A 26,837-nucleotide genomic window follows, 5' to 3' on the forward strand; every position below is an offset into this window, starting at 1 on the left:
TTTTCCACGCGTAAGGATCATTCGTGACGCGCCAACAACGCCGCCTGTCCCGTATTCGCAACTTCCTGGATCTCGAACGCGCCGGCAAGCGCCATCTTCCCCGGCCGATCTACGGATACGTCGCCAACGCGGCGGAAGAGGGCAAGAGCCTGGCCGCCAACCGCGCGGCCTTCGATGACTACTGCTTCGTGCCGCGGGCGCTAAGGAATGTCTCCCGCGTCTCGCTCGAGACCGAACTGCTGGGCACGCGTTATGCCGCACCGTTCGGCATCGCCCCGATGGGGATCAGCGCGCTGTCGGCCTATCGCGGCGATCTGGCGCTGGCTCGCGCGGCGTCGCGGGCCGAGGTGCCGATGATCATGAGCGGGTCGTCGCTGATCCCGATGGAAGAAGTGGCGAAGATCGACGGCAGCGATTGGTTCCAGGCCTATCTGCCGGGGGACCGGCCCGGCATCGAGGCGCTGCTCGAGCGCATCGAGCGAGCGGGATTTCGTAACCTGGTCATCACCGTCGACTACGCGGTGCCGCCCAACCCCGACAACAACCGGCGCAGCGGCTTCTCGTCGCCGATTCGCCCCAGTGCCCGCCTGGCACTGGATGGGCTGCTCAAGCCCCGCTGGCTCTATGGCACCTTCTACAAGACGCTTCGCCACCACGGCATCCCCCACTTCGAGAACAACCACGCCACCCGAGGCATTCCGGTCATCTCGCGGAACGTCAATCGCGACTTCTCGGGACGCACCCATCTCGACTGGGACTATCTCGCACTGGTACGGGAACGCTGGCCGGGCAACCTGGTCGTCAAAGGCATCCTGCACCCCGAAGATGCGAAGCGCGCCAAGGATCACGGCGCCGATGGCATCATCGTCTCCAATCACGGCGGCAGGCAGTTGGATGGCACGATCGCCCCGTTACGGGCACTGCCTGACATCGTCGAGGCTGTCGGCGACTATCCCGTCATGATCGACAGCGGCTTCCGGCGCGGTACCGATGTGCTGAAAGCGCTCGCGCTGGGCGCGCGATTCGTTTTCTTCGGCAGGCCTTTCAACTACGCGGCGGCCTACGCCGGGGAAGCGGGCGTCGAACACGCGATTCATCTGATGCGGGAGGAAATTGCGCGGGATATGGCACTTCTCGGCATCACGGAAATCCACCAGATGGACAAGAGCCGGCTGCGGGAAGTTCGTTAGCCGGCAATGTAGAAAGATAGTCTTTGATTACTAAAAATCACAATAACGTTTAAAAACATTACTCTGCGGCAAATTCTATCTATTGATCGGTTTTTACGTTATCTGGCCTTTATTCGCCCATTTAACAGGCAAATCTGAGATTTTCCTGGGTTTCCTATCTTTTTGGCGGGTTTCCGTAAATATCATCGATTAACAATATCGGCGGGTAAGTTATGGCAATATGCTACGCTGCAAAAATATTTACCCGATAGGGCAATAGGGGAACATGAAGATAAAGGAATTGAAGATAAAGGAATGCTCGCCCGTCACAAGACGGTGGCAGGGAACGCCATGAGACTGAAATCGTAAGTCAGCTTACTTCGAAGCACATTAGTCCATTTGTAAAGTTCAGGGATCGCTCTTGATGCGATTATCGACATGCCAGGCTCTTCGATCAGTCACGCTGAGCGCTGCACCGAGATTTTGCCGCTCGGTATTTCCGAGATGGGACCGGGTTCGGATCGGAGGTCATCCTTGAAAACATCAACGACAGCAGCAGAGTCAGGGAGTCATGACGCATGCGGAGGGGGTTGACCGGATGTCTGTTGCTCATGCTCACTCTCGTCTCTTTCTGCAGTCTCGCAGATGAGCCCGCAACTCTCGTTATCGCCAATCGAACCGTGCATCAGTCCGCTTTGCCGCTAGAGACGCTCAGAGCCATATTCGCGATGCGGCAAAGAACGTTGCCAGACGGACAAGCCGTCCATGTCTATGTATTACCCGACGACAATCCGGTCCACGAAGACTTTTCCAAGAAGGTACTGGGTGTCTATCCGCACCAGCTTCGTCTGGCCTGGGACCGTGCGGTGTTTTCCGGGACCGGGCAGGCCCCCAATGAAGTCGACGATGAAACCGAGATGCTCGAGGCTATCGGCTCCACACCTGGCAGCATCGGCTATATCCAACAATCAAGCCTGAATGATCAGGTTCGGGTGCTCGATATTGAATAGATTGAAGCGTGTCTTGATCGCCGCTCAGGCTGCCATAACCACGATAGGGGCCGCTGGCGCCCATGCGATGGAAACGGCGGATACCTTCCAGGTTCATGGCTTCATGAGCCAGGCGCTCATCGTGACCGATCACAACGATTTCTTCGGTTCCAGCAGTGACGATGGCGGCAGCCTGGAATATACCGAGCTGGGGCTCAATGCTTCCTTTCGTCCCTTCAGCCATGTCCTGGTTGCCGGTCAGGTGTTGAGCCGGAAAGCCGGCAACTACGGAGACGCCTGGCAGCCTGAGCTGGACTACGGCGTCGTGGATTATCAGCTGATCGCCGATGAAGAAAGAGCATTCGGAATACAGCTGGGAAGATTCAAGAATCCGTTTGGCTTTTATAACCAGACGCGTGACGCGCCATCGACACGCCCCAGCATCCTGCTTCCCCAATCCATCTACTTCGATAGAAGCCGATCTTTAGGGCTGGCTTCGGATGGGCTGAGCATTTACAACGAGGAACGGTTCTCCAACGGCACTCTCTATATTCAGGGCGGTGTCGGCATGCCTCAGGTCAATAGCGATGCCGAGATTTCCCTGTCTCCCGATAATCCGTCTCTGGACAGCAAGCTCTCTTCGATCGGACAAGTGCTCTATGCCCATGACGGCGGTCGGATCAACGTGGCACTGAGCATGGCTCGGGTCAGGGCGGATTATCGTTCCAGACAGGAGCGGCAGGCGAAAGGCGAGTTCATTTTCCAGCCAATGATTCTGTCTTTCCAGTACAACGCGGAAAACTGGAGCCTGACGACGGAGTACGAATATCAGCGGAAGGAACTGAAGGACTTTGCGGTCTCTTCCTACAATGGAAGAGTGAATGGAGAAAGTGTCTATGTTCAATACTTGTACCGGCTCTCCAGCCGCTGGCAATGGTTGTTGAGATACGACTATGCCGTCAGCGACAGAAACGACCGGGATGGCGAGCGCTTCGAGGCGTCCGGTAAAGGACAGGACTATTCACGATTTGCCAAGGACGTGACGACGGGCGTGCACTGGCGAGTGACTCCCAACTGGAATATTCAAGCGGAAATTCATCATGTCAATGGTACGGCCTGGCTGCCGAGGCAGGACAATGACGACGACAATACCGAACAGCACTGGAACATGCTGTTGCTGCAGACTTCGTTCAGTTTCTGATGTCACATCCTGATTCTCGTCCCTATCGACTCAGTCTGAAATGGCGGGCTTTCGCGCTGACCAGCCTGATACTGCTGGGGCTGGCGGTCCTCATCACGTGGATCAGCTACAAGAGCCTGATGGAGCAGTTTCAGACCCATCAGCAGGTCAACCAGCGCGAACAGCGCCACCAGATCGAGACGTCCCTGCAGAGCGCTGCCAACGAGTTGAAGCAGTTGGCCGCCGTCGCGGCTTCTTCTGAATCGCTCAATGACGCCCTGCTGTCGCTGAACCAGGCCGAGATTGCGGAATCTCTCCGAAACCAGTGGCCTACGCTGCAGCTGGATGCCGGGATCGACGAGCTGGTCATCTTCGGCCTGGACGGCGAGCTTCTAGCCTCCTATGGCGAAGACAACAACGGTAACGATAAACGGCCGTCCCGGGCATGGCTGTCGAAAGTCGTCGAGTCGGAACAGCCGCAGGATCTCCTGCTGTGTGCCGGCTCCTGCCTTCAGTTTGCGGCGGTGCCCATTCTCGTCCAGGGGGAAAATGCCGGCGTATTGATGGTGTCCCGATCGCTCGTGGATGTGATGAGTTATTTCCAGAGGAGCTCGGGAGACGATATCGCGCTGCTCACTCGGCAGGAAAGCGGGGCAACCCACGGTAATTCGGAGCGCGTCATACCCGAATGGGACTCCTATTCCCTGGCGCTGACGCATCAGGATATCGTGCTGCCGGTCCTCAAGGAGATCTCGCGCCGGGTGTCGATCGAGGCCCTGATCGCCAGCCCGGAAGATATCGAATACGGCGGGCGCCAGTACGAGACGAGCATCATTCCCCTCGAAAGCGGAGAAGCGGGCAGCGCCAACCGTTCAGGCTATTTCGTCTCCGTCGAGGACGTCACCGCGCAGCTGGAGGGCATTCGGGAAACCACAGGAATGGTGTTCTTCGTTGCCCTGGCGGGATGGTTGTGTTCCGAGGCTTTCCTGCTCTTCCTTTTATGGAAACCCACGCTTCGAATACGAACGCTGAGTCAGGCCCTCCCCGGGCTGGCGAGAGGAAAATTCGCGGAACTGAGATCGCAGGTATCGCGTCATTCCGAAGGAAAGCCCAAGGATGAAATCGATGTCCTCGCGGATACTGCCGTCGAGCTCTCCTACCAGCTGGAGCGGCTGAAAGGCGAAGTCACTGCCCGCGGAGAGTTGCTCGAGCAGCAGGTCGTGGAGCTGGAGCGTGAACGGGATCTCGTCAGCGGCTTGATGAATACCGCCCAGGTTCTGGTCGTCGTCCATGGCGGCGACGAGATATTGATGGCGAATCGCTACGCCGCGGACATGCTCGATGCGTCCGAATCCAGACTGGTAGGCGGCTCCTTTGCGAAGACGTTTCAGCCCTTCGCAAGAGAGTTTCATAGTGGGCAGCAGGAGAGTGACCTGGTCACCCTGAAAGGAACGCGTCGAACGATTGCCTGGCACCATACGCCGCTGAATACCTGGGCCGATGGCAAACCCGCAACGATATCCGTAGGGCTGGACATTACCGACCGGAAAAGTGCGGCGCAGAGAATTTCCTGGCTGGCGAATCGAGACCCTCTTACAGCGCTCTACAATCGAAGCTATTTCGAGGGCGTACTGGCGCATGCCGTCGTTCGTGACATGCATGGTGCCATGCTCTACATGGATCTGGATCGCTTCAAGGAAATCAATGAACTGGGCGGTCATCAGGCGGGAGACGATCTATTGGTGCTCGTTTCCGAGATGTTCCAGAGACAACTCAGTCATGCCGGCACGATTGCCCGGTTAGGCGGCGATGAATTTGCCATTTTGATGGAAAATGCCTCCGCCGAGCAGGCCGTCATATTGGCAAATATCATTACCCAGAGTCTGGAAAAAATCAGTCTCGATGTGGATGGACAGAAGCACAGGGCCGTTGCGAGTATAGGTATCGCTTTGTATCCGGATCATGGCGCCACACCCAAGGAATTGATGGCGAGTGCCGATTTCGCCATGTATCGGGCCAAGGAAGATCCGGCGCAGCGATGGCATCTTTTGTCGGCGCAGGCGGACAAAGAGGTGCTGCAGGAACGGGTCTACTGGGAAGAGCGTATTCGCCACGCACTGGAGCATGAGGGCTTCGAACTCTGGGGCCAGCCGATTGCAAGCGTCGACGGTCTGAAGGTAAAGCACCACGAGGTCCTGCTGCGCATGCGCCCCTCCGATACGGGCGAGGTCGTTTCGCCGGGATCGTTCATACCGGTTGCAGAGCGTAGCGGCCAGATCGTCGGTATCGATCGCTGGGTCATCTCGGAAAGCTTGAAAATGATGGGGTCCTGGGGCGACTCCGATCGGCGGCTGGCCATCAACGTATCGGGCCAGTCGTTGCATGACGAAGCGTTGACGGGTTTCCTCGAAAATGCGCTGAAGATGAGCGGCGTCTCCGCCCATCGGCTGGTCATCGAAGTCACGGAAACCGCTGCGGTCACCGACTTCGCCACGGCTCGCTGCATCTTGCAGAACATCCGGGACCTGGGATGCGCCATTGCCCTCGACGACTTCGGCGTTGGTTTCAGCAGCTTCTACTATCTGGATCAGCTGCCGATCGATTACATCAAGATCGACGGTTCCTTCATTCGGGACCTGCCGGAAAATAAACGTAGTCAAATGATCGTCAAGGCCATCGTCGAAATCGCGAAAGGATTCGGCAAACAGACCGTCGCGGAGTTCGTCGATCGGGAACCTGTTTATAATATTTTGAAAGAGTACGGCGTGGATTATATACAGGGATACTGGTTGGGTAAGCCCCGACCTTTTAGCGAAAGCCTTGATGACTGACTGTACTCTCTTGAACACGGGACATTGGGATGAGTCTGTACGATCAGTTTCATCAGCAGTTCGAATTCGTATTGGCAACCTCGGAAGCCGATAAACGGTACGTCTATCGCTTGCGCTATCAGGTCTATACGTCCGAGTTCGGCCATGTCATGCCGGGGGAGCCCGAGCGGCAGCTGGAATATGACGAATTCGATCGCTCGGCGCTGCACTGCTTCATCCGCCACCGTGCGACGCAGGAACCCGTCGCCTGCATCCGCGTCATCTACCCCGGCTCCGGTCACGGGCTTCGTGAACTGCCGATCGAATCGAACTCGCGCGGTGAATTCTGCCATGCCGAACTGAATCCGGATCTCCTTCCCCGGGATTTGACCTGCGAGGTCTCGCGCGCCGCCATTCTGGGGCGTTACCGAAAGCGGCAGTCGATGCCGGATCCCGTAGCCGAGAACGAAGGGCCGATCTACCCGCGCACCGACAACGACTACAAGGTGGCTTCGCTGCTGGGCGTTTCCGTCTATCTGGCCTCGACCGTGATGATCGGTCTGATGGAGCGCCGCCATGCGCTGGCACTGATGGAGCCGAGGCTGGCCAGGCTGCTGGGGCGATTCGGGCTGGCATTTCTGCGAGTCGGCAACATTCAGCAGTTCAACGGCGTCCGTGCGGCTTATTACATCGACCAGCACCAGGCGGAAGGGGCGCTGAAGCCGGAACTGCAATCGTTCTATCGCGATATCGTCGGGTCGCTGTCGGCACAGTTCGGCGAACCGGTCCAACGTGGCGTCCAGAGCCGTTCTGCCGTGGCCGAGTACGCCGGCTCCTGAACACGACCCGAGCCGGAATCTGGGGCCTACAGCTCCGGTCGGCATGATGCTTGTGCAACGGCGACGGCGATATGGATCGCCGTCGCCGTTTCGTTTCAACCGATGGCCGCGGCGATCTTCTCGCCCAGGCTGCGGGTCGTACCCTGGCCTTTCAGGTCCGGCGTCAGCGCGGACTTGTCGTCGTTTGCCAGCACTGCCTCGATGGCGCTGACCATCGCGTCGCCGGCTTCCTTGTAGCCGAGATGTTCGAGCATCATCGCGCCGCACCAGATCTGGCCGATGGGGTTGGCGATGCCCTTGCCGGCGATATCCGGCGCGCTGCCGTGGACGGGTTCGAACAGGCTCGGGAACTTGCCTTCCGGGTTGATGTTGGCCGATGGCGCGACGCCGATGGTGCCGGTACAGGCCGGGCCGAGATCGGAAAGAATGTCGCCGAAGAGGTTGCTAGCGACGACGACGTCGAACCAGTCCGGATGCAGCACGAAGTTGGCGGTCAGGATATCGATATGGAACTGATCGACGCTGACGTCCGGATAGCCTTTCGCCATCGCTTTCACGCGCTCGTCCCAGTACGGCATGGTGATCGAGATACCGTTGGATTTGGTCGCCGAGGTCAGCTTCTTGCGCGGCCGGCTCTGGGCCAGTTCGAAGGCGTATTTCAGCACCCGGTCGACCCCGGTGCGGGTCATTACCGTCTCCTGCATCACCGTCTCGCGGTCGGTGCCTTCGAAGATCTTGCCGCCGATGCTCGAATACTCGCCCTCGGTGTTCTCGCGCACCACATAGAAGTCGATATCGCCGGGTTCGCGGTCGGCCAGCGGGCTCTTGATCCCCGGCATCAGGCGGCAGGGCCGCAGGTTGATGTACTGGTCGAAATGGCGCCGGAACTGCAAAAGCGAGCCCCACAGCGAGACATGATCCGGCACCTTGTCCGGCCAGCCCACCGCGCCGTAGAAGATCGCATCGAAGCGTGAAAGCGTCTCGAACCAGTCGTCCGGCAGCATCTTGCCGTGTTCCAGATAGTAGTCGCAGCTGCCGAACTCGAAGTGCTCGAACTCGAGATCGATATCGAAGCGTTTGGCAGCCGCCTCCAGCGCACGCAGGCCTTCCGGCACTACTTCGGTACCGATGCCGTCGCCGGGGATGACGGCGATCCTGTGAGTCTTGTTCTGGGCCATGGGGGATTTACCTCATGAAGTCGGTGATTGGCTGGAAGGCCGCACCCGGCGCTTCCCGAAAGATGACGCCCGTGTGATACACCGCTATCGCCATGAGAACGGCACGGTCAAGGCATCGTAGACGAACCCAGTGTAGTGGCTGAACGGTGCGGGATAATCCGGGTAGAATCGAATCGACTCTTGCTCTGAAGTGGAGAATCCGGTGGCTTCGATCGATGATCTCGCTTTTTTCCAGCGCATCGCCCAGGCCGGCAGCCTGACGGGCGCCGCCCGGGAGCTCGGGCTTTCCTTGTCGGCGGTGAGCAAGCGGCTGCAGCAACTGGAGGCGCGGCTGGGCGTATCGCTGGCGGCGAGAACGACGCGGCGTCTGGCGTTGACGGCGGAAGGGGAGCGCTACCTGCGGCGCGGGGCGATGATCCTCGATGATCTGGGCGATCTGGAAAACTCGCTGGGAGACCAGGACGCCATGCTCTCGGGGCGGCTGCGAATCAACGCCACCTTCGGCTTCGGCCGCCGACACGTGGCGCCGTTGATCTCGCGCTTTGCCGAGCGCCACCCGCGACTGGAACTGCTGCTGGAACTGACCAGCTTTCCGGTGGGACTCGACGAGCAGGGCTTCGATATCAACATTCGTGTTGGCGACCCGCCGGATTCGCGCTGGATCGCCCGGCGGCTGCTCGCCAATCGTCGGATACTCTGCGCCGCTCCCGGTTATCTGGCGCAGGCGCCCCGGCTCGAACGGCTGGAAGACCTGGCCCGTCATCGCTGCCTGATCGTGCGGGAAAACGATACCGACTATTCGCTGTGGCGGTTCGAGGCCACCGATGGCACGCGGCTCCAGCGCGCCATTCGGGTTCAGGGCCGGCTTGCCAGCAACGACGCCGAAGCCATGACGCGGATGGCACTGGACGGCCACGGCGTGCTGCTGCGCTCCTGGTGGGATGTTCACGAGCATCTGGCGAGCGGCGAGCTGGTGGCCCTGCTGCCCCAGTGGCGGGGAATCCGCGCGGACTTCCATCTGCTCTACAGCGAACGGGCCCGGGAGAGCACACGGATCCGGCAGTTCGTCGACTTCATGACCGCGGAAATGGCCGGCCGCGTGCCTGCGCTGCCCTGAAGGCGGCTACCGGATGAGGCGGTCGGCCGGGGCGGGCGCCAATCGCGGACAAAAAAATGCCCACCAGGGGATGGTGGGCAAGTAAGGGATCATTCAAGGGAACACCTATTCAGAGTGCCGGGTGTTCCGTTAGTTCCGAGAGACGGCAAAAAAATCGGCATGAATTTGTAACGGTTTTTTGCTAGCGCCGTCTCGCGTCTCGATGCCGGCGCTTGGATTCTGAAGGAGCCAGTCTTCTCGACTTCAGAAGGAGAAAGACTTCTCGACTTCAGGCCATGCGGGATCGCCGCCCTGGGTCTTCACGCCTTCCAGCATCTTTTCCACGCGCTCGGGATGCTGCTCGATCCACGCCTTGGCGACCTCTTCCATCGGCTTCTCTTCCTGTCCGTACTGCTTGATCATCCAGCTCTGCTCCTCGGCAGAGAACGAGAACTGATTGAAGAAGGTCACCAGATTCGGATGAGCATCGGCATAGTCGCTCGCCATCAACGTGCGCACGTCGCTGGCGCCGTTGCCTTCGCCGAACAGGTTCTTGGAATCGCTGAGATAGCGCATGGGGAGTTCGAGGTTCATCCAGTGCGGCGTCCAGCCGACCCAGACGATGGGCTCTTCGTTGGTGATGTGGCTCTTGGCGGCGCTCAGCATGCCGACCGTGCTGGTATCGACCAGCGTCCAGTCGCCCAGCCCCCAGGCGTCTTCATCGATCGCCTTGTTGAGGATTTCGCTGGCGGCGGAACCGGCGCCGAAGCCGTAGATCTCGCCCCGGAACTCGTCGCGATGGGCATCGAGATCGGCGAAGGAGGTGATGCCGCTATCGTAGACGTAGTCCGGCACGGCCAGCGTCATCTGCGCGCCGGTCACGTTGGTCGCCAGGCGGGTAATGCTGCCGTCGGCTTCCAGCGGCTCCAGCATCGGGTTCTGCGCTGGCAGCCAGGCGCCCAGGAAGACATCCACGTCGCCGGTATCGAGCCCCTGATAGATCACCTGCAGGCCGATGTCCTGCGTCTTGCCTTCATAACCCAGCGGCGCCAGCAGCTGCCGGGCGATTTCGGTCTTCACCGTGATGCCGGGCCAGGACGGCACGCCGAAGTTGATCTGCTGGTCCGCCGCCATGGCGGTGCTCGTGCCCATCAGGGCGAGGCCGGTTGCTGCGATCAAACCGGTGGTCAGCGTCAGGGCGGAAATCGTCATCGGTCGTTTCATTTGTTGTCTCCTGTCGTTCCCTCAATTGGCGTATCCCGTTCCGCGAAGGCGGACAGCCTGGCAGAAATGCACCGGGATACACGCAGAAAAGCCGCCCGGTCATGAAGTTCACGACCTCGGGCGGCTCGTATCAACGTCGTGCCGCGCGTCGGTTCACCGCGACAGCACTCGTAGATGTGATTGCAACATGTCCAGATCGAGATAGGTACCCTGGAGATGGCGCTTGCCGGTGTTGGGGTCGAAGGCGTTGCGACCGTGCAGCACGCGGCGGTTGTCGAAGGCGACCATCTGGCCGGGGGCGAGCGTCAGCTCCACGCGCCCCTCCGGGCGGCGCAGAATCTGCCAGAAGGCGCGGTAGGCGTCGTACCAGGCCTCGATCCGATCCAGCGGCAGGCTCAGCGTGTCGCGAATCCAGTTGTTGAAGCGGATCTCGCGGGGGCGGCCTTCGGCATCGAGATCGATGACCGGCTCGCGCACGGCGATATCGTGGCCGTCGTCCTGAAAGCGGAAGTCGATGGGCGTCTCCGACAGCACCCGGAAGGCGTCCGGCTTCTCGGCGCGCAGGATCTCGGCGGCCGCAAAGCCGTCGGCAAAGCTGGATTCGCCGCCCTCGGCATCGTTCTCGAGGCAGTAGAGCAACTGGATGTCCGGCGGCTGCCGCCAGTTGGGCAGGTCGGTGTGCAGCTCGAGCCCGATCGCCGTGTAGGCCGCGTTGTTCGGGTTGGGGACCGAACGCACGTCGAACCGGCCACCGAAGTTGGTCGAGCGCATCGGGCCGATGCTCTCGGCAATGCGTGAGACTTCTTCCAGCTCGCACGGCCCCCGGTCGAGCATGACCAGGCCATCGCGCAACAGGGCGCTGACCCAGCGGCTGCGGCCCTCGCTGCCGCCGACGAAATCGGCATGTTCGACGTGCTCGGGGGCGAAGCCTTCGGGCCACGGCGTCGGGGTGGGCAGCAGTGTCGCCAGCTCCTCGCCGGGGCAGCGCTGATAGAGCCAGCCGGCATCGAAGCGCGACACGTGGCCGTCCTGCCAGACCAGCGTCAGGGAGCGCGCATCGAACTCGAGCGACGCCAGCGCCTCGTCTGCCTCGAAGCGCTCCCACAGCGGATCGTCGAGCAGCTTGTAGAGGCGTTCGCGCGTCATCGGGTGGCGGCACTGGTCGCAGGCGCAGTGATCGCGCAGCCACATCAGCGGAAACTGGCCGGACCGACCATCCGACCAGCTCAGCGTCACTCGACGCGCCTGCCCGAATGCGCTCTCGAGCTCGGCGGCCGGCGCGCCGGCGTCCTGGCGGTAGCGGCGCAGTTCGGCCATGTCGATGGGTTGATTACCGCGATGGGTATGGGTCTCGTTAAAGGCGTTTCCGGATGACAAAAGGCACTTCCTCGATGGCTGACAGCGCCATCTTTGTTAACAGCGTGTGTAGATGAGTGTCACAAGGATGCGGATTGCGCCGAGACATGACAAACGATTAATCTGACCGCAAAGGCCAAGCTGAGCTAATGGCCGACTTTGGCTATTAGACTTACGAACCACCGCTAGACGTACGGACCACCAGATCCGAGATCCATTCTGACGAGATTCATTCTGAAGAGAGCTTCGACGAAGACCATGTCCGAACTCCCCCCGGTATTGTGGCTGCAGGCGTTCGAAGCGGCGGCGAGAACGCTGAGCTTCACCGAGGCCGGCCGAGAACTCGGCGTCACCCAGTCGGCGATCAGCCAGCGCATCCGGCTGCTGGAAGATCGCGTCGGCCAGTCGCTGTTCGTGCGCTATCCGCGTAGCCTGGCGCTGACGCCGGCAGGGCAGGCCTGGTTGCCCAGCGTTCAGGGCGCGTTCACCCGCCTGGCCGAAGGTACGTCGGAAGTCTTCGGTCCCAGCCCCGGCGCGCCGGTGACGCTGCGGGCGACGCCGGCAATGCAGCAGACCTGGCTGGCGCCGAGATTGATGCGATTCCAGCAGATGCACCCAGAGATCACCCTGCGGCTGGTCAGCGCGATCTGGGCGGACGACTTCGGGGCGGAAGGGGCCGACCTGGAGATTCGCTACGGAGACGGCGAGTGGAACGACGTTACCGCGGAATGCCTGGGGGAAGAGCGGCTGTTGCCGGTCTGCTCCGCCGCGCTGGCGGCGGAACTGCATACGCCGGAAGATCTGGCGGGCAGGACGCTGCTGCATGCCGCGGGGTTCGCTGCCGGCTGGCCGCGCTGGCTGGCCGAGGCGGGCGTCGCCGGGCTCGAGCATCGCTGCCAGGCGATGATCTGCGACACCCACGTGACGACGCTGGCGCTGGCCTCCTACGGCGGCGGCGTCGCGCTTTCCCATCGCCGCCTGCTCGAAGCCAGCCGCGATCTGGTCGCGCCGTTCGAGCTCGACATGGCGACGGACGAAGCGTTCTGGCTGGTCCGGCCCAGCCGCCGCCAGTTGCGCCCGGCAGCCGCCGCGCTGTGGGAGTGGCTCTCCCGGACCCGCGAATCCGCACCCTGAACGCATCACGTATCCCGCGGCGAGCGCTACACTATGTCCATGGAATATGTCCATGGAACGTCATGCCCGGCTGACGCCGGGCGCAGGCAGCATTCCCGTAGGTGAGATACCCACCCGGAGGTGGATCATGCGCATCTCTATCATGCCCGTCAGCCGTCGCCGCACACTGGCCGTCACTTGTCTCGCGCTGGCGATTGCCGGCACGGCGCTGGGCAGCGCGCCCGCCGTTGCCGATGGCGTCACGGTGGTCGATCCCCAGACCGGCCACCGCGTGAGACTGCCGGACAACGACCGCGATGGCCGTGCCGACTACGTGCCCAGGCACATGGACATCAATGTCAGCCCCAACCTGATCTACCCACGGGAAACCCGCGAGCGGCTGCCCAGCGGCGGTGGTTCGATCTGCCGGGGCAACGATGGCGGCTCGACCATTTCCACCGCCCGCCGTACCTGCGATCCGAATGCGCCCGCCGGCGACGGCGGCCCCCAGGCGGCGCCGAACCCGGGCGCTTCCTCGACGCCGACCCGGCCGAACAATTCTTCATCCACCCGGCTCGACTGAGCCGGGCGGTCAGGCGGTGAAGTACTCGTCGAAAGCGGCGACGACGCGATCGATGTCGTCCATCGACACATCGCGATGGGTCACGAAGCGCGGCGCGTAGAGCGCACCGACCAGAATGTCGCGTTCCTTCAGCCAGGCGTGCAGCCGAGCCGGATCGAACGCCGAACGAGTGAACTCGACGAACACCATGTTGGTCGCCTGCGCCGTCACCGTGACGCCGTCGATACCGGCCAGCCCCGCAGCCAGCCGCTCGGCCTTGGCGTGATCTTCGGCGAGCGGTGCCAGATGATGCTCCAGCGCGTATTCGCAGGCCGCTGCCAGCATGCCGACCTGGCGCATGCCGCCGCCGACCACCTTGCGCCAGCGCCGTGCCGTCTCGATGAACGCCGCCGGCCCCACCAGCACCGAACCGGCCGGTGCGCCCAGCCCCTTCGAGCAGCAGATCGAGATCGTATCGAACGGGCTGCAGAGCGCTTCCAGGCTGGCCCCGGTAGCGGCCGCAGCGTTGCCGATCCGTGCGCCATCCAGATGGGTCGCCAGGCCATGACGCCGCGCCAGCGCAGTGGCCGCTTCGACATAATCGGCATCCAGCACCTGGCCGTGGAAAGTATTTTCCAGCGTCAGCAGGCGCGTGCGGGCAAAGTGCGGGTCGATCGGCTTCACCGCCGCCTCGATCTTCGCCAGCGGCAGCGTGCCGTCCGCCTCGTTCTCGATCGGCTGCGGCTGGATCCCGCCGAGTACTGCCGCGCCGCCGCCTTCCATGCGATAGGTGTGCGCCTGCTGGCCGACGATGTACTCGTCGCCGCGCTGGCAATGGCTCAACAGCGCCACCAGGTTGCTCTGCGTGCCGGAAGGGAAGAACAGCGCCGCCGCCTTGCCGGTACGCTCGGCGATATAGGTTTCCAGATGGGCCACGCTGGGATCGTCGCCCCATACGTCATCGCCCACTGGCGCATCGAACATCACCTGACGCATCGCCTGGCTTGGCCGGGTGACGGTATCGCTGCGAAGATCGATCATGGAATCTGGCCTCTTCATGTCGTTGAACGGTGTCGAGAAGGATTGTACAGCCGACGGCCTTGTTCCCGCGCTGGTATCGACTCGATCCAGCACGGCATGGCACGGCAAGAAACGACGCGAACGACTCGCCCACCGAGCTTCGAATAGGGGCCGAATACCATCCGTAACGACAAGATATGACCACAAAAAGCCCCGGATCGGCATGGTCCGGGGCAGTAGCAAGGTCGCGATTTGCGGGCGGCGAGTCTAGCCGGTGTGGCGTCCCGTGAGCTTGTCACGGAGCCGGTCGATCATGCCGACGCCTGGCCCGACACTTTTATGGAACAGCTCAGAGTGGGGTGCGCTGGGGTGAGGGCGAGTCGGCGCCAGGTGCTTGGCCTTTTGCACCTTGTCGCCCATTTCCACGAGTTGTTCACTGGAGAGGTGAGCGCGCAGTTTGGGAAACTGGTCGGACTCCTCGTCATCGGCGTGGTGACGCAGCTGCTTGTCCAGTTCCTGCACCAGCTCCATGAACGCCGGATCGGCAGCATCGGCCTCTTCCAGCTTCTTCATCACCTGCACGATCTCGTCATGTTCCTGCTTGTCATGCTCGACCTCTTCCTTGCCGCCCGGCAGATCCTTTTCCATCACCGGGTAGACGTACATCTCTTCGGCAACGGCATGACGCATCACTTCCGCGATCGCCGTTTCGACCAGATCCCGGCGTTGCTCGACATCTTGAGTCTGCGTCGCCCTAGCCAGCAGCTCCGTCATCTCTCGGTGATCGGTCGTCAGGATGTCGACGACATCCTCGTTCGGTCTAGTCACGTTATCGGTCGTCATTATATTCCCTCCTTGGGATTTTCTTCCTGAGCGCCGATTCGAAGCCCGATTTTCCACCTCGATGCTCGACCTCAGTTCTCAAGATAGTCACGTTCCGATATCCGGTCCAAGCGGGGAACGACCCCATTGCCGGGCGCTGACCGTGCGATCGGGAGGCGGATTGTCTCTTCAGGCGGGCTGACGCATGATGCGAGTCGTCTTCGATGAACCACGAAACGACAGGAGCACCGCATGAAACAGTACGCCGTAGTGGCCTATGACTACACGGACGATGAAGCGCTCGAGCGCCGGCTGGCCCATCGCGAAGCGCATCTGGCAGGGGTTCGTGAGCTCGTCAGGCAGGGGAAGTTTCTCAGTGGCGGGGCGATCCTGAACGATGACGGCAAGATGATCGGTTCCAACACGCATTTTTGTTTCGACGACCGCGCCGATCTCGACGCCTGGCTCGAAACCGAGCCCTACATGACCGGCCGGGTCTGGGAGCGAGTCGACATTCGCGAAGTGAAGCTCTTCGATCCCGACGCCTGAGGGCAGCATGGCAGACAACTCCTCATTGCCCGCGCAGGTTCGCCACTACCTCGAGACAGTGCCTCGCGAAACCCTGCCGCTGACCTACCAGCAACTCGCCGAGGCGTTGGCGCTGCAACCACCGCGCACCATTCAGCGCGTGGCTCAGGCACTGGAGAACCTGATGTGCGAGGATGCCCAGCACGACCGACCCTTCATCGCTGCGCTGGTCGTCAGCCGGCGCGGGGAAGGGCTGCCCGCGCAAGGCTTCTTCGATCTGGCGGTAGAATTGGGGCGGTTTCCCGCCGATCCGGTGCAACATGCCGAGGCCTGGCGGCAGGAGTTCGAGCGGGTGCTGGCGGCGATGAATTAGCCTTCGAGGTCAAATGCCGACCCAAGCCGAAGCGCGGGTCATGCCTCCTTGGCGCCGATCGTCGGCAGTTCTGTCAGTAGCGGCCCACCGGCCAGAGCTTGCCGTAGGCGAGTGGCGAGGAGTTCCAGGATGGCGTCGTTCTCGCCCACCAGCCGGGTCGTCACGACGTTAAGGCCTGGGGCGCGAGACATCGCCTGGGTGCAGATCTCGGCAATGTCGCCATCTTCTCCGGCGTGACGGCCCGGAGATAGAAACAGCATGGACAGGATCACATCGCTGTCGGCCAGGGCTGGCGAGGCCAGCAACGTCTCCAGCAGCGGCTCGTTGAAGCGGTAGGCGTCGCCGTCACGGCGCTCCATGGAGGCAAAAGTCACACACTCGGCCTCATCGGCCAGCAGCGCGCTCAGTTGCCCGGCGAGATAGTTGCGCACCGCCGTGACCTCCGGGATCGGGCTGCCGTGATCGACCAGCACGACCTTTGGCCGCGACAGATTGGTCATGCGCTCGCGCACGTTGTCTGCCAGCAGTTGCGCCAGGCGCAGGTCCGGCGCCAGCAGCGTGTCGACCAACGGCGGGGCGACCTTTACCGAGAGCTGCGGATAGCTGGCCTGTACCTCGGCCAGTCGCTCCGGCAGATAGCGGGTCAATGCCTGACTGGGGCCGAAGAAGAAGGGCAGTATGATCAGTTCCGTGCCGCCCTCCGCTGCGTAGCGCTCGGCCAGTGGCCCCACCGTGACGGCCTTGCGCCCGCCGAGCGCCTCGGGCGGAATCTTGAAGGAGTGCAGGAGCGATGCGGCCTCGACCGCCTCGCCTGTGGCCTGGCTCAAGGCATCGGCAAGACGACGCAGATTGAGCGTCGCCTGAGGGCGCAGGGAACCGTTGTCGACGAGCAGAATCTTTCGCATGGGCGTTATCTTTCGTGGAGCCATGAAGCTGGCGAGTACGGACGGAATGTAGATTGTCAGCGTGGCTGACGGTGGCGCTCATCACACTACCGTGTCGGCATTCGGGTCAAGTCATGTTGGGCCAGCTCGCCGGACAAGCCTGTGGCTCGCCGTTCGACTAGAGAGTGAATCCTGCATAACCGGCGGGTTGGGGAACGCATCAATATTCCTGAGTGAAACGCTTCGATCCCAACAGCTGAGAGCATTATGACCGCCACTCAATCACTGCCTACTCAGCCCGCCATCTTCTCGAGACAGCGCCTCGCGAAACCCTGCCGCTGACCTACCAGCAACTTCCCGAGGCGTTGGGGTTACAGCCACCGGGCACCATCCCGCGCGTGGCGCAGGCACTGGAAACCCTGATGCGCGAAGATGCCCGACAGAACCGCCCCTTCAACGCCGCGCTGGTCGTCAGCCGGCGTGGGGAAGGGCTGCCGGCGCAAAGGCTTCTTCGATCTCGCGGTAGAGCTGGGGCGGTTTCTCGCCGACCCGGCAGAGCATGCCGAGGCTTGGCGGCAGGAGTTTATGCGTACGTTGGCTGTGAAGTAGCGTCCGCGGTAGACATATGACCGAAGTTAAAGCAATGAGTTTTCGATGCCGACCGAGACAGAGCGTTCAACAGTACGCGCCCACAGGTTCAAGTCCATAGCGCTACTCTACGTTATGATTTTATCTACCCCGCCTAAGTTCCACTCTCCCCATTGTGTATCTATCAGTTTAGCAACTGCTTCAGTGTCTTCGCGCTGACCCAAAATATTATGATGGGAGTCGGCGTAAGGGAAGCGATTGCGCACAATCTTCCAAAGTTGCTCGACTCGGATAGGGTCATAGGTACTATATCCAATAGGAACAGTCAGCCCTCCCAAGCCCCATTTAGGATTCAAGTACGCATGATACTGGCACATTGCCCACCCTGGATCGCCGGGAAGGATTAATATCTCAATGTTATTAAGGGGCTTGGCTTTTGAAAATCCAGTCAAGTTCTGAATGCGGCCCCGGTAGGCTTTAAATAAGTTGCTTACGTCAGCCTTATCTGGGGCGGGAGATAACACTGACAGAAAACTCTCATGATCAGAGAGAGACGAATTGACCATTTGAATAAACGGCCCTAGCTTAACGCTAGCCCCCCAGAGCTCAGTATCTGCAGGCACCCATAGTGCCTTATTCAGCTTTGCGGTCTTGGGCTGGTGGCTTAGCCAGTGCAACAGGTTACTATTATTTTCAAAATAGACAGGACCCAGCATCAGCCTGGTTCTTTCGCTGCCATAGCCAGTTTTTCTTTTCCTTCGATCTTTTAGTAGGGCCTCAAGATCAAACCAATCATCACGGTTATAACGAGACAGAACTGTGTCATCAACTAAATCACAATATTCACCCAAACTTAACGCCATGTTTCTTTTGGGTAGCTCATCAATGTACTGTGTTGCCTTTCCTATTAAACCGCTAGATGATAAAAGGCTATGATTCTTCTCGCTGAAACCAAAAATCCTCGGCTCAAGGCGTAGCCCATGCAAAGGATCCTGCTGGGCATAGATATCCAAAGAGACAGGAACAGTAGTCACCCTATCATGTGAGCATCTATTAACTCTGTATAGCTTAGTGCTCATTCGTTGCAAATCTCTATTGTTTATACATTGCTGAAACCTTGAGAATTGCTGCTGGAAAACGGAAGAATAGTCTAAGGGCTCGTTATCCCTGCTAGCTAGATGCACCTCCGGCAGTCCGCGTAATGGGCTGCTTTCAGCTCTTGGCTGGATATGCCCTGTAAGGGTATCAACTACGAAAGTCTCACGATGATTGTTTACATCTTCCAATAAAATAGATTGGTTTTCTCGGCGTAAAGCAGTCATGCGCTCGGTAGGACAAACCAAGCCTACCTCGCTAATCTCAACTAACTCTGTATCTAGCAAGTCTTGTAATAGAGACTCGCGCTCATTGTCATTAAGGCCAAAAAAATTCTGTAGCTCGCCAGGACTGATTTGCATCAGCTGGTCAATCAGCATTAAGGCGCTTTCTAGTATCGCTGGCAGCGCTACCTTGCAGGTGACATCGAAGTCAACTGAGAATCGCCGAGCAGGGACTAATAGCGATATGCTCTGTATATGCCGCTTGTCAAAAGCGACGGGGGCCTCGTGAGACAAATGTCCTTGTTCCACCCCGTCCCCAGGAGAAAGTTTCGGCTTTTCACTATGCGAAGGGCTTCCCTCCAAGGCCTTATTCACTGAGGTCTGTTTCTTTTTTAGCGAAAGCGTCTCACGGGGCATACATCAGCTCCTTATCACCTTTAGTCTGAAGTAGTTCTTCTGGCGACAACACTTGGTACTCAGAATTGCTAAGCTCCGATTTAACTGAAATGTAGTTATACACCAAGCTAAGCGGAGACTCCATTTTGTATCGCTGCCACATACTGCCAGCCCCGATTACGATTAGCCTTTCTTTAGCACGCGACAAAGCTACGTTTATGCGAGGAAAATCATCCATGAATCCAGTCTTCTTGTCCAAATTATGTCTAACAAGACTGAGCAGCACAATCCTATTTTCTGACCCTTGATAAGAATCAATAGTATCGATCCGAACAAGGCTACGTATTGGTGTTGCCCAACTATCTGAATCTAAGCGCTGGCGTAAGGCATCAACTTGCTTCCGATACCCCGTAATTATACCAATAGGAGGTAGCCTATCATCATGAGACCAAGCTCGTAGATGCTCCATTGCCTCGCTATCTTCAGTAAGCTGCTGTAATAAGCTGCAGACCAAGTCAATTTCAGCCAAGTTGGCTACACCAAACTTACCTAAATTTTGTTCTAACTGTGGAGAATGGCTGGTGTTAAGCCAAGTTACAGTCCTATCCCAAGGTGAAGGCAACTGCTTCATCCAATCGGGGGCAGGAGGGCGCCCAGTATGCAGTCCATCTTCATAGAATACATGAGAAACTAAGTCACCAATCGGCTTAGCCATTCGATACTGAGTGTCCAGCATATGCCCTTGACTCTTCAGGAACGCACGCTCAAAGTCAGTACGTCTGACTTCCTTTTCGTCTAAACCGAGCTTAGAAGCAACTTGGGTTATCAGGTTTTTATTGTATAATGGTGGCAACTGCTTGTGATCACCAACTAAAATAACGCGCTTCGCTGATTGCATAGCCATAGCTAATTCAGATGCAGTTGCTCGCCCCGCCTCATCAATAATCGCTATATCGTATTCATTTTTAGCTAGATTGTAAGATGACTTACCAATACCTACCAACGTCCCGATAACTAGCTTACGTGTTTTTGCTGCGAAGCCAGCGAACCCATCCTCATCAGCAGACAAGCGTTGATACCAGTGGTGCGCAATATTAACTACTTCTGATAAACGCGAAACCTGTAAGGGGTTATTGATTTGGTGACGTTGAGCTAGTATCTCCAGGAGAGACAACTGTGGATCTTCGCTTTCCAGTAGCGATTCAAACTCATCTGTATATTCCCGTAGCTTCCTGCTTAGTGCGTCATGTAGACGCATGAGTTGTTGCTGGGCTACCTCGTACTCTCTTTCTTTGCCCCGATGAGGCTTTGAGATTTCAGCTTCTCTAGTTGCTTTTAGTTCAGCACAGATTTTTCTTGCTAGATTATACTCGTGTAGCTCTCGACCTAAACGTCGATATAGTGAAGCAGTATCTAGTAGAAAATCTCTAGGCAATCCGAGGCGGGGGGAGAGAGCTAGCAATCGAGCATCAAAGTCCCGATGAAACGCTGTCCTATACTGAGACTGCAATGCTTCAACATGAATGTCCAGTAGCTCCGGACCTAACCGTGAGCGATCTCCTAAGCGCACCATAGATGGCTCGACCGATTCAGGATCTAACCCTTCGCTGCGTGCCAGTCTACTAATGACTTCTCGGGCACGAATAGCCACTTCGTTAACCGCCACATGTGACTGAGAAACAAGCAGGATTTTATTAACCTCAGGCAATTGATGTAGATGCTCTAGCAAATTAGCGAGCAGTGTAGTCTTGCCTGTTCCCGGGGGGCCCATGATCACGTTAAGGCGCTTGTTCAAAACATGGCGCATAGCCTGCTGTTTGCTATCATCTAGATTAAAGCGCTGCATTTCTTGTTCGTTGGGTGCTTTCAAAGGAGGAAGCTTATCTTCAATAGGAACAGTAGTTGAATCAAAATGCTTGGCCAACTCAGGGATTAAGGCCTCTCCCTTCAGGACACGGTATAGGGCTTTTTGTCGCCTTTGCCAACTGCTTTCTGAGCGGGCTTCTACAAGTTGGAGCTTTGTGTTTGAACGTAGCCCCTCAATATAGCGCCCCTCAGTTACCACTAAAATGCCATCCTCTACATTAGTTAAGTCAAGGTTGCCATAATACCAGCGCTCTTCAGGGTCATCATTAGTAATTTGGACTTGTTCTTCTGCGGAAAGCTCAAAGTTTCTTACATCTTCTTGAATTGGTATATGCCAATGCCTACCATTTCGCTCAGGCTTTCCTATAACCGTAACAGTAGGATGCAAGTCTCGCTCTGCATCAACCAGCTCCTGCCAGAGTTTTGTTAGGGGTACCTGTGCCTCTCCTGCCGACTCAATCTGTTCATTAATCAAGCTTTCTTTTTCACTTCCCATAGCCTGCCCGGCCTTTAGCATGGCCTTTACTACTGACTGCTTTTGGAGAAAACTCAGAAGCTCTTCTTCGCCGTGCCTAGGCCCTTTTTTAAGACGTATCGGCTGGATAATAACTTGATTTTTATGTTGTTTTGGGTTGGTGGCGTCTTGGGATTCTTGAAGCCACACCGAAGCAGGTATTTCATATAGGCGTGCCTTTGTAAGAATTACGCTTTGTCTGAAAAATGATGTCTTGCTAGCCTTTCCTCCCTCAGACTTGGAGGTATTGTCATGGCAGGACGTTACGAGATTTCCGATCGGGGTTGGACATTGATTGAAGATATCGTTTCGCCTGGCACGCCCGCTGGGCGTGGACGCCCACGCCGCGATGACCGGCAGATGCTCAACGGCATCTTCTGGATCCTCTGTTCCGGCGCCAAATGGCGGGATCTGCCCGAACGCTTCGGCCCATGGAAAACGGTCTACCAGCGCTTTCGTCAGTGGCGAGATGACGGCACACTCGAACGCAGCCTGTCACGCCTTCACCTGAAGCTTCGGGAAGATGGTTACATGGATCTCGATACCTGGATGGTGGACTCCACCTCGATTCGAGCGACTCGCTCTGCCGCTGGTGGCAGTAAAAAAGGGGCTCTGGAGAACGGGTAGGCCATGCGCTTGGACGAAGCCGAGGCGGCCTGACCACCAAGATTCACCTGGTTTGCGATGCCAATGGCGTTCCCCTGAGCTTCCTGCTATCGCCTGGTCAGCATGCCGATTCACGCTATCTCGTTCCTGTCATGGAGCAGATCCGCTTGCCAGGTCATACGGGACGTCCCCGCAAGCGCTGCCGCCATCTGCTGGCCGACCGAGGTTACGATAGTGATCGATTGCGTCGCTACTGCGACCGGTACGGAATACGACCGACGATCCGGCACCGACAGATGCACCGTCGCCCCAAGCCAGGACTACCCCGCCTGTTCGAGCGCCCGCGTTATCGGCGTCGCAATGTGATAGAGCGTCTATTTGGCTGGATGAAGGAAAAGCGGCGACTTTGTACTCGCTACGACAAGCTGGCAAAAAGTTACCGTGCCATGGTCACGCTGGCCTGCATCGAGCGCTGTTTACGGGTCTATTTTTCAGACAGAGCGTAGCTTATCTTCAGCATAGTTAGTGAACAAAGCTAATTTCTTACGTGACCCAGTGATGTACATCCTGAATTCTGATGGAGTTTTTCGAACCGAAAGATAATAATTTCCTTGATCGCTCTCCAAGTCTTCGCCTGTTTCGCTACACATCAAATCGCCCCATGAGAAATTTATCTTAGGGGTCTCTGGCTCTTCTGGCAGGCTAGCGTTTTCTAAAGTGTATCGAAGCGGCTCCAAGGATTTAGGGACCTCTTGAAGGTTGTCCCCTAATGCTAACTTTATTTCTTCACGAATTTTTTTAGTTTGCCCGCCACAGCGAGAAAACAGCTCGTCAATAATCAAATAGGTAGCATAGCGGTCTCTTGCTTTACTACTAACGTTACTAGATGGGGAATATTCGGGGCTGAAAGGAAGTCTGCCATTTGAATCAAGGTCGAGCATATCAAGCAGAATTATTTGATTCTGTTCCCCCTGAAGTCTAACAAGGATGTTTTCTGGCTTTAAGTCGCCATGAGCTAGGCCAAGATCATGCAGTTGGTTGACTGCTCTTAATATACTTTCTGCTACCTGAAGCCTTGGCGGTAGCGAGACATCTTGCTGATCTAGCCAAGCTGCTAACGTCTGCCCGTCTTCAATATATTCTTGTACAGTGAAAAGCCCCATCATGCTAAAGCCGAAATCATACAGCTGTGGGACCTGCAGAGTGTTAGAGCGCAGGGTATGACACCTGTCGATAAAGCGAAGCAGATGGCGATTGCGGCCTGCCTGCCCTTCTTGCGGCTGAAGCCCGCTCCAGATGCGCACCGTTACCTGCCTTCCATCATGCACTGACTGATATGACATTCTCTGCTTGATAAAGTCTTGTTCTATGGGCGTAGTTGCCCCCCAATCGACCATTATGTTTGCTTGGCTGAGGCTCTTGTTTAATGCACCATATACGCTACTACTATCATCGTCTTGTTGTGCATCTGCATATAAAATCTGCGTAAGCTCTTCTAGTTGCTGGCCTGCATTTGCCTGGCGCTCATCTGGCAGCATCTCTATAGCTTGACGGATCCATTCCGTAAGCTTTCCTTCAAATGGATCTTTTTCTGGATCCACCCATTCTACTGTCTCTTGCTGTAGAGGAAGTGCCTGGTTAAAAGCTATCCTGTAGGCGAGCACTCCTATTTGATAAACGTCTATTCTAGCAGCGTCTATTTCTTCTTCACCAAGCAGCTCTTCTGGAACAGGGATTGCGCTGGATGCTAATAGTTGCCTAACATCGCCTACGCTTTTACCCTGTTGATCAGGAAATTGGCTAGCTACTAGACCGCTCACAATAACTGCCTGAGATTGACGGTCCCACCACAAGCGTTCAGGCGAAATATCACGATGGGCTACGCCTATTTCTGAGGTGGTCCCCGAAATCAGGACCAGGCGTTAAGCTCTGATCATGACGATTGGAGACGATGATCATGAGCAGGAAACGCAAGCAGTACAGCAGTGACTTCAAGGCCAAGGTGGCTCTCGCAGCCCTCAAGGGCGATCAGACAACGTCGGAGATCGCCGCCCGCTTCGAGATCCACCCCACCATGGTCAGCCAGTGGAAGCGTGAACTCCTGGACAACGCCACGGGCGTCTTCGAAGGCAAGGATGGTAAAGCCGCCCAGAAGAGCCAGGAGGAGATCGACACGCTTTACCGCGAGATCGGCAAGCTGACGGTGGAACGCGATTTTTTGTCGCGCAGGCTCGATCGTTGAGCCGGGCTCAGCGCTTGGCCCTGATCGAGCCGCCATCCTCCGACACTCCCAGCCTGCGCCGGCAGTGCCAATTGCTCGGTATCAGTCGCTCATCGCTATACTACCAGCGCCGTGAGTTACTCGCCGAGGACCTGATGCTAATGAGGCTGATCGACGAGGAGCATCTGCGGACGCCGGTCTACGGCTCCCGGCGGATGACGACCCATCTCAACCGCTTGGGGCACACGGTGAACCGCAAGCGGATCCGTCGCCTGATGCGGCAGATGGGGCTGCACGCGGTGTACCCGAAGCCGCGCACCAGCCAGTCTGGCGTGGGGCATCGGGTCTATCCTTACCTGCTCAGGGATCGCGTCATCGATCGTCCCAACCAAGTCTGGGCCACTGATGTGACGTATATCCCAATGGCGCGAGGGTTCATGTACCTGGTGGCCATCATGGACTGGCACAGTCGCCGTGTGCTGGCCTGGCGGGTATCGAACACCCTGGATACGGACTTCTGCATTGACGCACTGGAGGAGGCCCTGGACCGCTATGGGCCGCCGAGCATCTTCAATAGCGATCAGGGCTGCCAATTCACCAGCCAGGCGTTCACCGAGGTACTGAAGGCCCATGGCGTCCGGATCAGCATGGATGGAAAAGGCTGCTACCGGGACAACATCTTCGTCGAACGGCTCTGGCGTAGCGTGAAGTACGAGTGCGTCTATCTGAAGGCCTTCGAAGATGGTGCCCACCTACGCCGGGAGCTGAGGAAGTACTTCACTTGGTACAACCGTCAGCGGCCCCATCAAGGGCTGGACGATGCGACACCCGATGAGGTGTACTGCGATCAACCACTGACCCAGGCGGCCTGACGCCTGATGATGATCCGGTCAGAGCTTAAATCGTCTGTCAGGTGGTCCAACGGATGGGGTCCACTTCATTTCATGAAGCGCTGAGAACGGTGCTAAGACTGCCCTTAGCAGAGTGCTTCGTGCCTCTATGGTGTGAGGCAAAGCGCTCATGTATGTGTCTAGCCTTTCAAGAAGAGGTGGATGCTCATAGACCTCAACCAGATCTTCATCGACTTCATCTGGCGCAACATTATGTTTTGGATTTAACAGATAATCTTTACGAAGCTGGCGGTTCTGCTGACCAACATAACGAACTACTCGCTCTTCTCTGAGACCAATGCTAGCTCTTTGTTCTTGTGTCATTGCGTGTTTGCCCAGCTGGTTAAAGTCCCAGCAGCGCATCAACGCCTTATCTTTTGCATCATCCCTATGCTCGCCAGTGAACTCAGCATAAATTTTCTTTGGATGCTGGAATGATGCTTTGCTTTCAGTGAGGATATATCCACCAGCCTCTCGGTAGCGAGTACTAACACTCCCCCCGCCGGTCACCCAGTCTTCAAATATTTTGATCTGTTCCAGAGTGTTAGGACGCTTAATAACATTGTTTGCTAAAAGGCGCTCATGGTTGCGAGCTGGCAATAACTCTTCAAAGCCTTTCTCAGACCTTATCTTTAAAAACTCATCCAACGTAAATACAAATTCCTTTTCCCAGTCCGGCATCTGCTCAACAGTTGCATCTCCTGCCATTACAACGCAGGTTTCGATAGGGTAATAGCTTCCCCATCGGGATTTGAGCTCTTTTCTAAAAAGGCTATCCAAGCGCATGCTATGCTCGCGCTTAACTTGTACCGGAGCAGAGTGTACTATTTCTCTACTCCCTACGACCTGCTTCCATTTCATGCCATCCGAGTATACTTTTCCTTGCCACTCCTTTACCTCGACGAGCAATATTCTCGAATGAGTAAATATTAGCAAGTCAATTTCCATCGATCCTTGCCTATCTTTAGCCAAGAACGATGCATAAGCATACCAAGCAGGCCTCAAACCTTCCTTTAATGTATCTATTGCTCGAAGTTCCGACGCCTTCATCCCCTGCGGGCTAAGGATTTTTAAGCGCATGGCGTTTTTGCCCTCCATCAATATCTAAGATCAAACTATACAGCTCTAATCTAGGCTTATGGTGTGTTATTAAGTTAATTGGCTGAATATTCATAGTGTCGCTAAGCACTGGTTTTTAGTCGCGTGTTGATTGACGTTGGAAGAGAAGTGCAAGCTGGGTTTATACCCTGTCGGAGTGCGCTTGTTTATATTCCAAATGAATAGAGAATGCTCT

At 57.4% G+C, this 26,837-nt stretch carries 22 protein-coding genes; 12 read left to right on the forward strand and 10 right to left on the reverse strand.

From position 1 onward, the window contains the following. The first annotated feature begins 23 nt into the window (after positions 1-23). The 5 genes from R5R73_RS03470 (at position 24) to R5R73_RS03490 (ending at position 6,987) form a co-directional block, all read left to right on the forward strand. On the forward strand, positions 24-1,190 hold the full coding sequence (locus R5R73_RS03470) for an alpha-hydroxy acid oxidase (RefSeq protein ID WP_322528791.1): 1,167 nt from the start codon (positions 24-26) through the stop codon (positions 1,188-1,190). A gap of 590 nt (positions 1,191-1,780) precedes the next feature. Further along, the gene (locus tag R5R73_RS03475) at positions 1,781-2,179 is read left to right on the forward strand and encodes a hypothetical protein (RefSeq protein WP_071232012.1); all 399 of its coding nucleotides are present in this window, start codon (positions 1,781-1,783) and stop codon (positions 2,177-2,179) included. A 13-nt stretch (positions 2,180-2,192) separates the two neighbouring features. After that, positions 2,193-3,359: a hypothetical protein gene (locus R5R73_RS03480; protein ID WP_322528792.1), complete on the forward strand. Its 1,167-nt coding sequence runs from the start codon at positions 2,193-2,195 to the stop codon at positions 3,357-3,359. A gap of 119 nt (positions 3,360-3,478) precedes the next feature. Then, positions 3,479-6,169 carry an EAL domain-containing protein gene (locus R5R73_RS03485; RefSeq protein WP_322528793.1) on the forward strand — a complete coding sequence of 897 codons (2,691 nt, stop codon included), beginning with the start codon at positions 3,479-3,481 and terminating at the stop codon, positions 6,167-6,169. Between the two features lie 29 nt (positions 6,170-6,198). Beyond that, positions 6,199-6,987 carry a PEP-CTERM/exosortase system-associated acyltransferase gene (locus R5R73_RS03490; RefSeq protein WP_322528794.1) on the forward strand — a complete coding sequence of 263 codons (789 nt, stop codon included), beginning with the start codon at positions 6,199-6,201 and terminating at the stop codon, positions 6,985-6,987. 95 nt (positions 6,988-7,082) lie between these two features. Here R5R73_RS03490 and R5R73_RS03495 read toward each other — a convergent pair whose 3' ends face one another. Then, positions 7,083-8,165, reverse strand: coding sequence for a tartrate dehydrogenase (locus tag R5R73_RS03495; protein WP_110632217.1), 1,083 nt, complete (start codon positions 8,163-8,165; stop codon positions 7,083-7,085). Positions 8,166-8,367: 202 nt separating this feature from the next. Here R5R73_RS03495 and R5R73_RS03500 point away from each other — a divergent pair, with 202 nt between their 5' ends. Beyond that, complete coding sequence (locus R5R73_RS03500) at positions 8,368-9,282, forward strand: LysR family transcriptional regulator (RefSeq protein ID WP_110632214.1); 915 nt, start codon at positions 8,368-8,370, stop codon at positions 9,280-9,282. Between the two features lie 243 nt (positions 9,283-9,525). Here R5R73_RS03500 and R5R73_RS03505 read toward each other — a convergent pair whose 3' ends face one another. Next, the gene (locus tag R5R73_RS03505; protein ID WP_322528795.1) at positions 9,526-10,485 is read right to left on the reverse strand and encodes an ABC transporter substrate-binding protein; all 960 of its coding nucleotides are present in this window, start codon (positions 10,483-10,485) and stop codon (positions 9,526-9,528) included. A 153-nt stretch (positions 10,486-10,638) separates the two neighbouring features. Next, entirely contained in the window at positions 10,639-11,862 is a 1,224-nt protein-coding gene (locus R5R73_RS03510; protein WP_244179820.1) for a TauD/TfdA family dioxygenase, read from the reverse strand. A 237-nt stretch (positions 11,863-12,099) separates the two neighbouring features. Between R5R73_RS03510 and R5R73_RS03515 the strand changes: the two genes are divergently transcribed. Further along, entirely contained in the window at positions 12,100-12,975 is an 876-nt protein-coding gene (locus R5R73_RS03515; RefSeq protein WP_087720599.1) for a LysR substrate-binding domain-containing protein, read from the forward strand. 127 nt (positions 12,976-13,102) lie between these two features. Continuing rightward, positions 13,103-13,537 carry a hypothetical protein gene (locus tag R5R73_RS03520; protein WP_110632207.1) on the forward strand — a complete coding sequence of 145 codons (435 nt, stop codon included), beginning with the start codon at positions 13,103-13,105 and terminating at the stop codon, positions 13,535-13,537. 9 nt (positions 13,538-13,546) lie between these two features. On the opposite strand, the gene ltaE is transcribed toward R5R73_RS03520, so the two are convergent. Next, positions 13,547-14,557 carry a low-specificity L-threonine aldolase gene (ltaE, locus tag R5R73_RS03525; protein ID WP_322528796.1) on the reverse strand — a complete coding sequence of 337 codons (1,011 nt, stop codon included), beginning with the start codon at positions 14,555-14,557 and terminating at the stop codon, positions 13,547-13,549. Between the two features lie 246 nt (positions 14,558-14,803). Next, the gene (locus R5R73_RS03530; RefSeq protein WP_071232000.1) at positions 14,804-15,379 is read right to left on the reverse strand and encodes a hemerythrin domain-containing protein; all 576 of its coding nucleotides are present in this window, start codon (positions 15,377-15,379) and stop codon (positions 14,804-14,806) included. Positions 15,380-15,610: 231 nt separating this feature from the next. On the opposite strand from R5R73_RS03530, the gene R5R73_RS03535 reads away from it, so the two are divergent. Continuing rightward, on the forward strand, positions 15,611-15,907 hold the full coding sequence (locus R5R73_RS03535; RefSeq protein ID WP_110632201.1) for a YciI family protein: 297 nt from the start codon (positions 15,611-15,613) through the stop codon (positions 15,905-15,907). 7 nt (positions 15,908-15,914) lie between these two features. After that, positions 15,915-16,259: a hypothetical protein gene (locus tag R5R73_RS03540; protein WP_322528797.1), complete on the forward strand. Its 345-nt coding sequence runs from the start codon at positions 15,915-15,917 to the stop codon at positions 16,257-16,259. A 38-nt stretch (positions 16,260-16,297) separates the two neighbouring features. On the opposite strand, the gene R5R73_RS03545 is transcribed toward R5R73_RS03540, so the two are convergent. The 3 genes from R5R73_RS03545 to R5R73_RS03560 all read right to left on the reverse strand — a co-directional run bounded on the left by R5R73_RS03545 (position 16,298) and on the right by R5R73_RS03560 (position 21,976). Beyond that, complete coding sequence (locus R5R73_RS03545) at positions 16,298-17,164, reverse strand: sirohydrochlorin chelatase (RefSeq protein ID WP_322528798.1); 867 nt, start codon at positions 17,162-17,164, stop codon at positions 16,298-16,300. 695 nt (positions 17,165-17,859) lie between these two features. Continuing rightward, a complete protein-coding gene (locus R5R73_RS03555) occupies positions 17,860-19,467 on the reverse strand; it encodes a hypothetical protein (protein ID WP_322528799.1) in 1,608 nt (535 codons plus the stop codon). Further along, on the reverse strand, positions 19,457-21,976 hold the full coding sequence (locus R5R73_RS03560) for a DEAD/DEAH box helicase (RefSeq protein ID WP_322528800.1): 2,520 nt from the start codon (positions 21,974-21,976) through the stop codon (positions 19,457-19,459). Before R5R73_RS03560 ends, R5R73_RS03555 begins: the two co-directional genes overlap by 11 nt. A gap of 102 nt (positions 21,977-22,078) precedes the next feature. On the opposite strand from R5R73_RS03560, the gene R5R73_RS03565 reads away from it, so the two are divergent. Then, a protein-coding gene (locus tag R5R73_RS03565) for an IS5 family transposase (RefSeq protein WP_322527572.1) occupies positions 22,079-22,938 on the forward strand; the annotation gives its coding sequence in 2 pieces (ribosomal slippage) (positions 22,079-22,448 and positions 22,448-22,938; 861 coding nt in all). On the opposite strand, the gene R5R73_RS03570 is transcribed toward R5R73_RS03565, so the two are convergent. After that, positions 22,924-24,252, reverse strand: coding sequence for a protein kinase domain-containing protein (locus tag R5R73_RS03570; RefSeq protein ID WP_322528801.1), 1,329 nt, complete (start codon positions 24,250-24,252; stop codon positions 22,924-22,926). The genes R5R73_RS03565 and R5R73_RS03570 overlap by 15 nt on opposite strands. Positions 24,253-24,389: 137 nt before the next feature. Between R5R73_RS03570 and R5R73_RS03575 the strand changes: the two genes are divergently transcribed. Continuing rightward, positions 24,390-25,525 (forward strand): IS3 family transposase gene (locus tag R5R73_RS03575; protein WP_416221201.1). Its coding sequence is split into 2 segments (ribosomal slippage): positions 24,390-24,645 and positions 24,645-25,525, totalling 1,137 coding nucleotides; the frame shifts between segments, so codons are not numbered across the junction. 18 nt (positions 25,526-25,543) lie between these two features. On the opposite strand, the gene R5R73_RS03580 is transcribed toward R5R73_RS03575, so the two are convergent. Further along, entirely contained in the window at positions 25,544-26,623 is a 1,080-nt protein-coding gene (locus R5R73_RS03580; protein WP_322528802.1) for a nuclease-related domain-containing protein, read from the reverse strand. Positions 26,624-26,837 lie beyond the last annotated feature (214 nt).

The sequence above is a fragment of the Salinicola sp. LHM genome, from assembly GCF_034479735.1.
GTDB classification, from domain to species: domain Bacteria; phylum Pseudomonadota; class Gammaproteobacteria; order Pseudomonadales; family Halomonadaceae; genus Salinicola; species Salinicola salarius.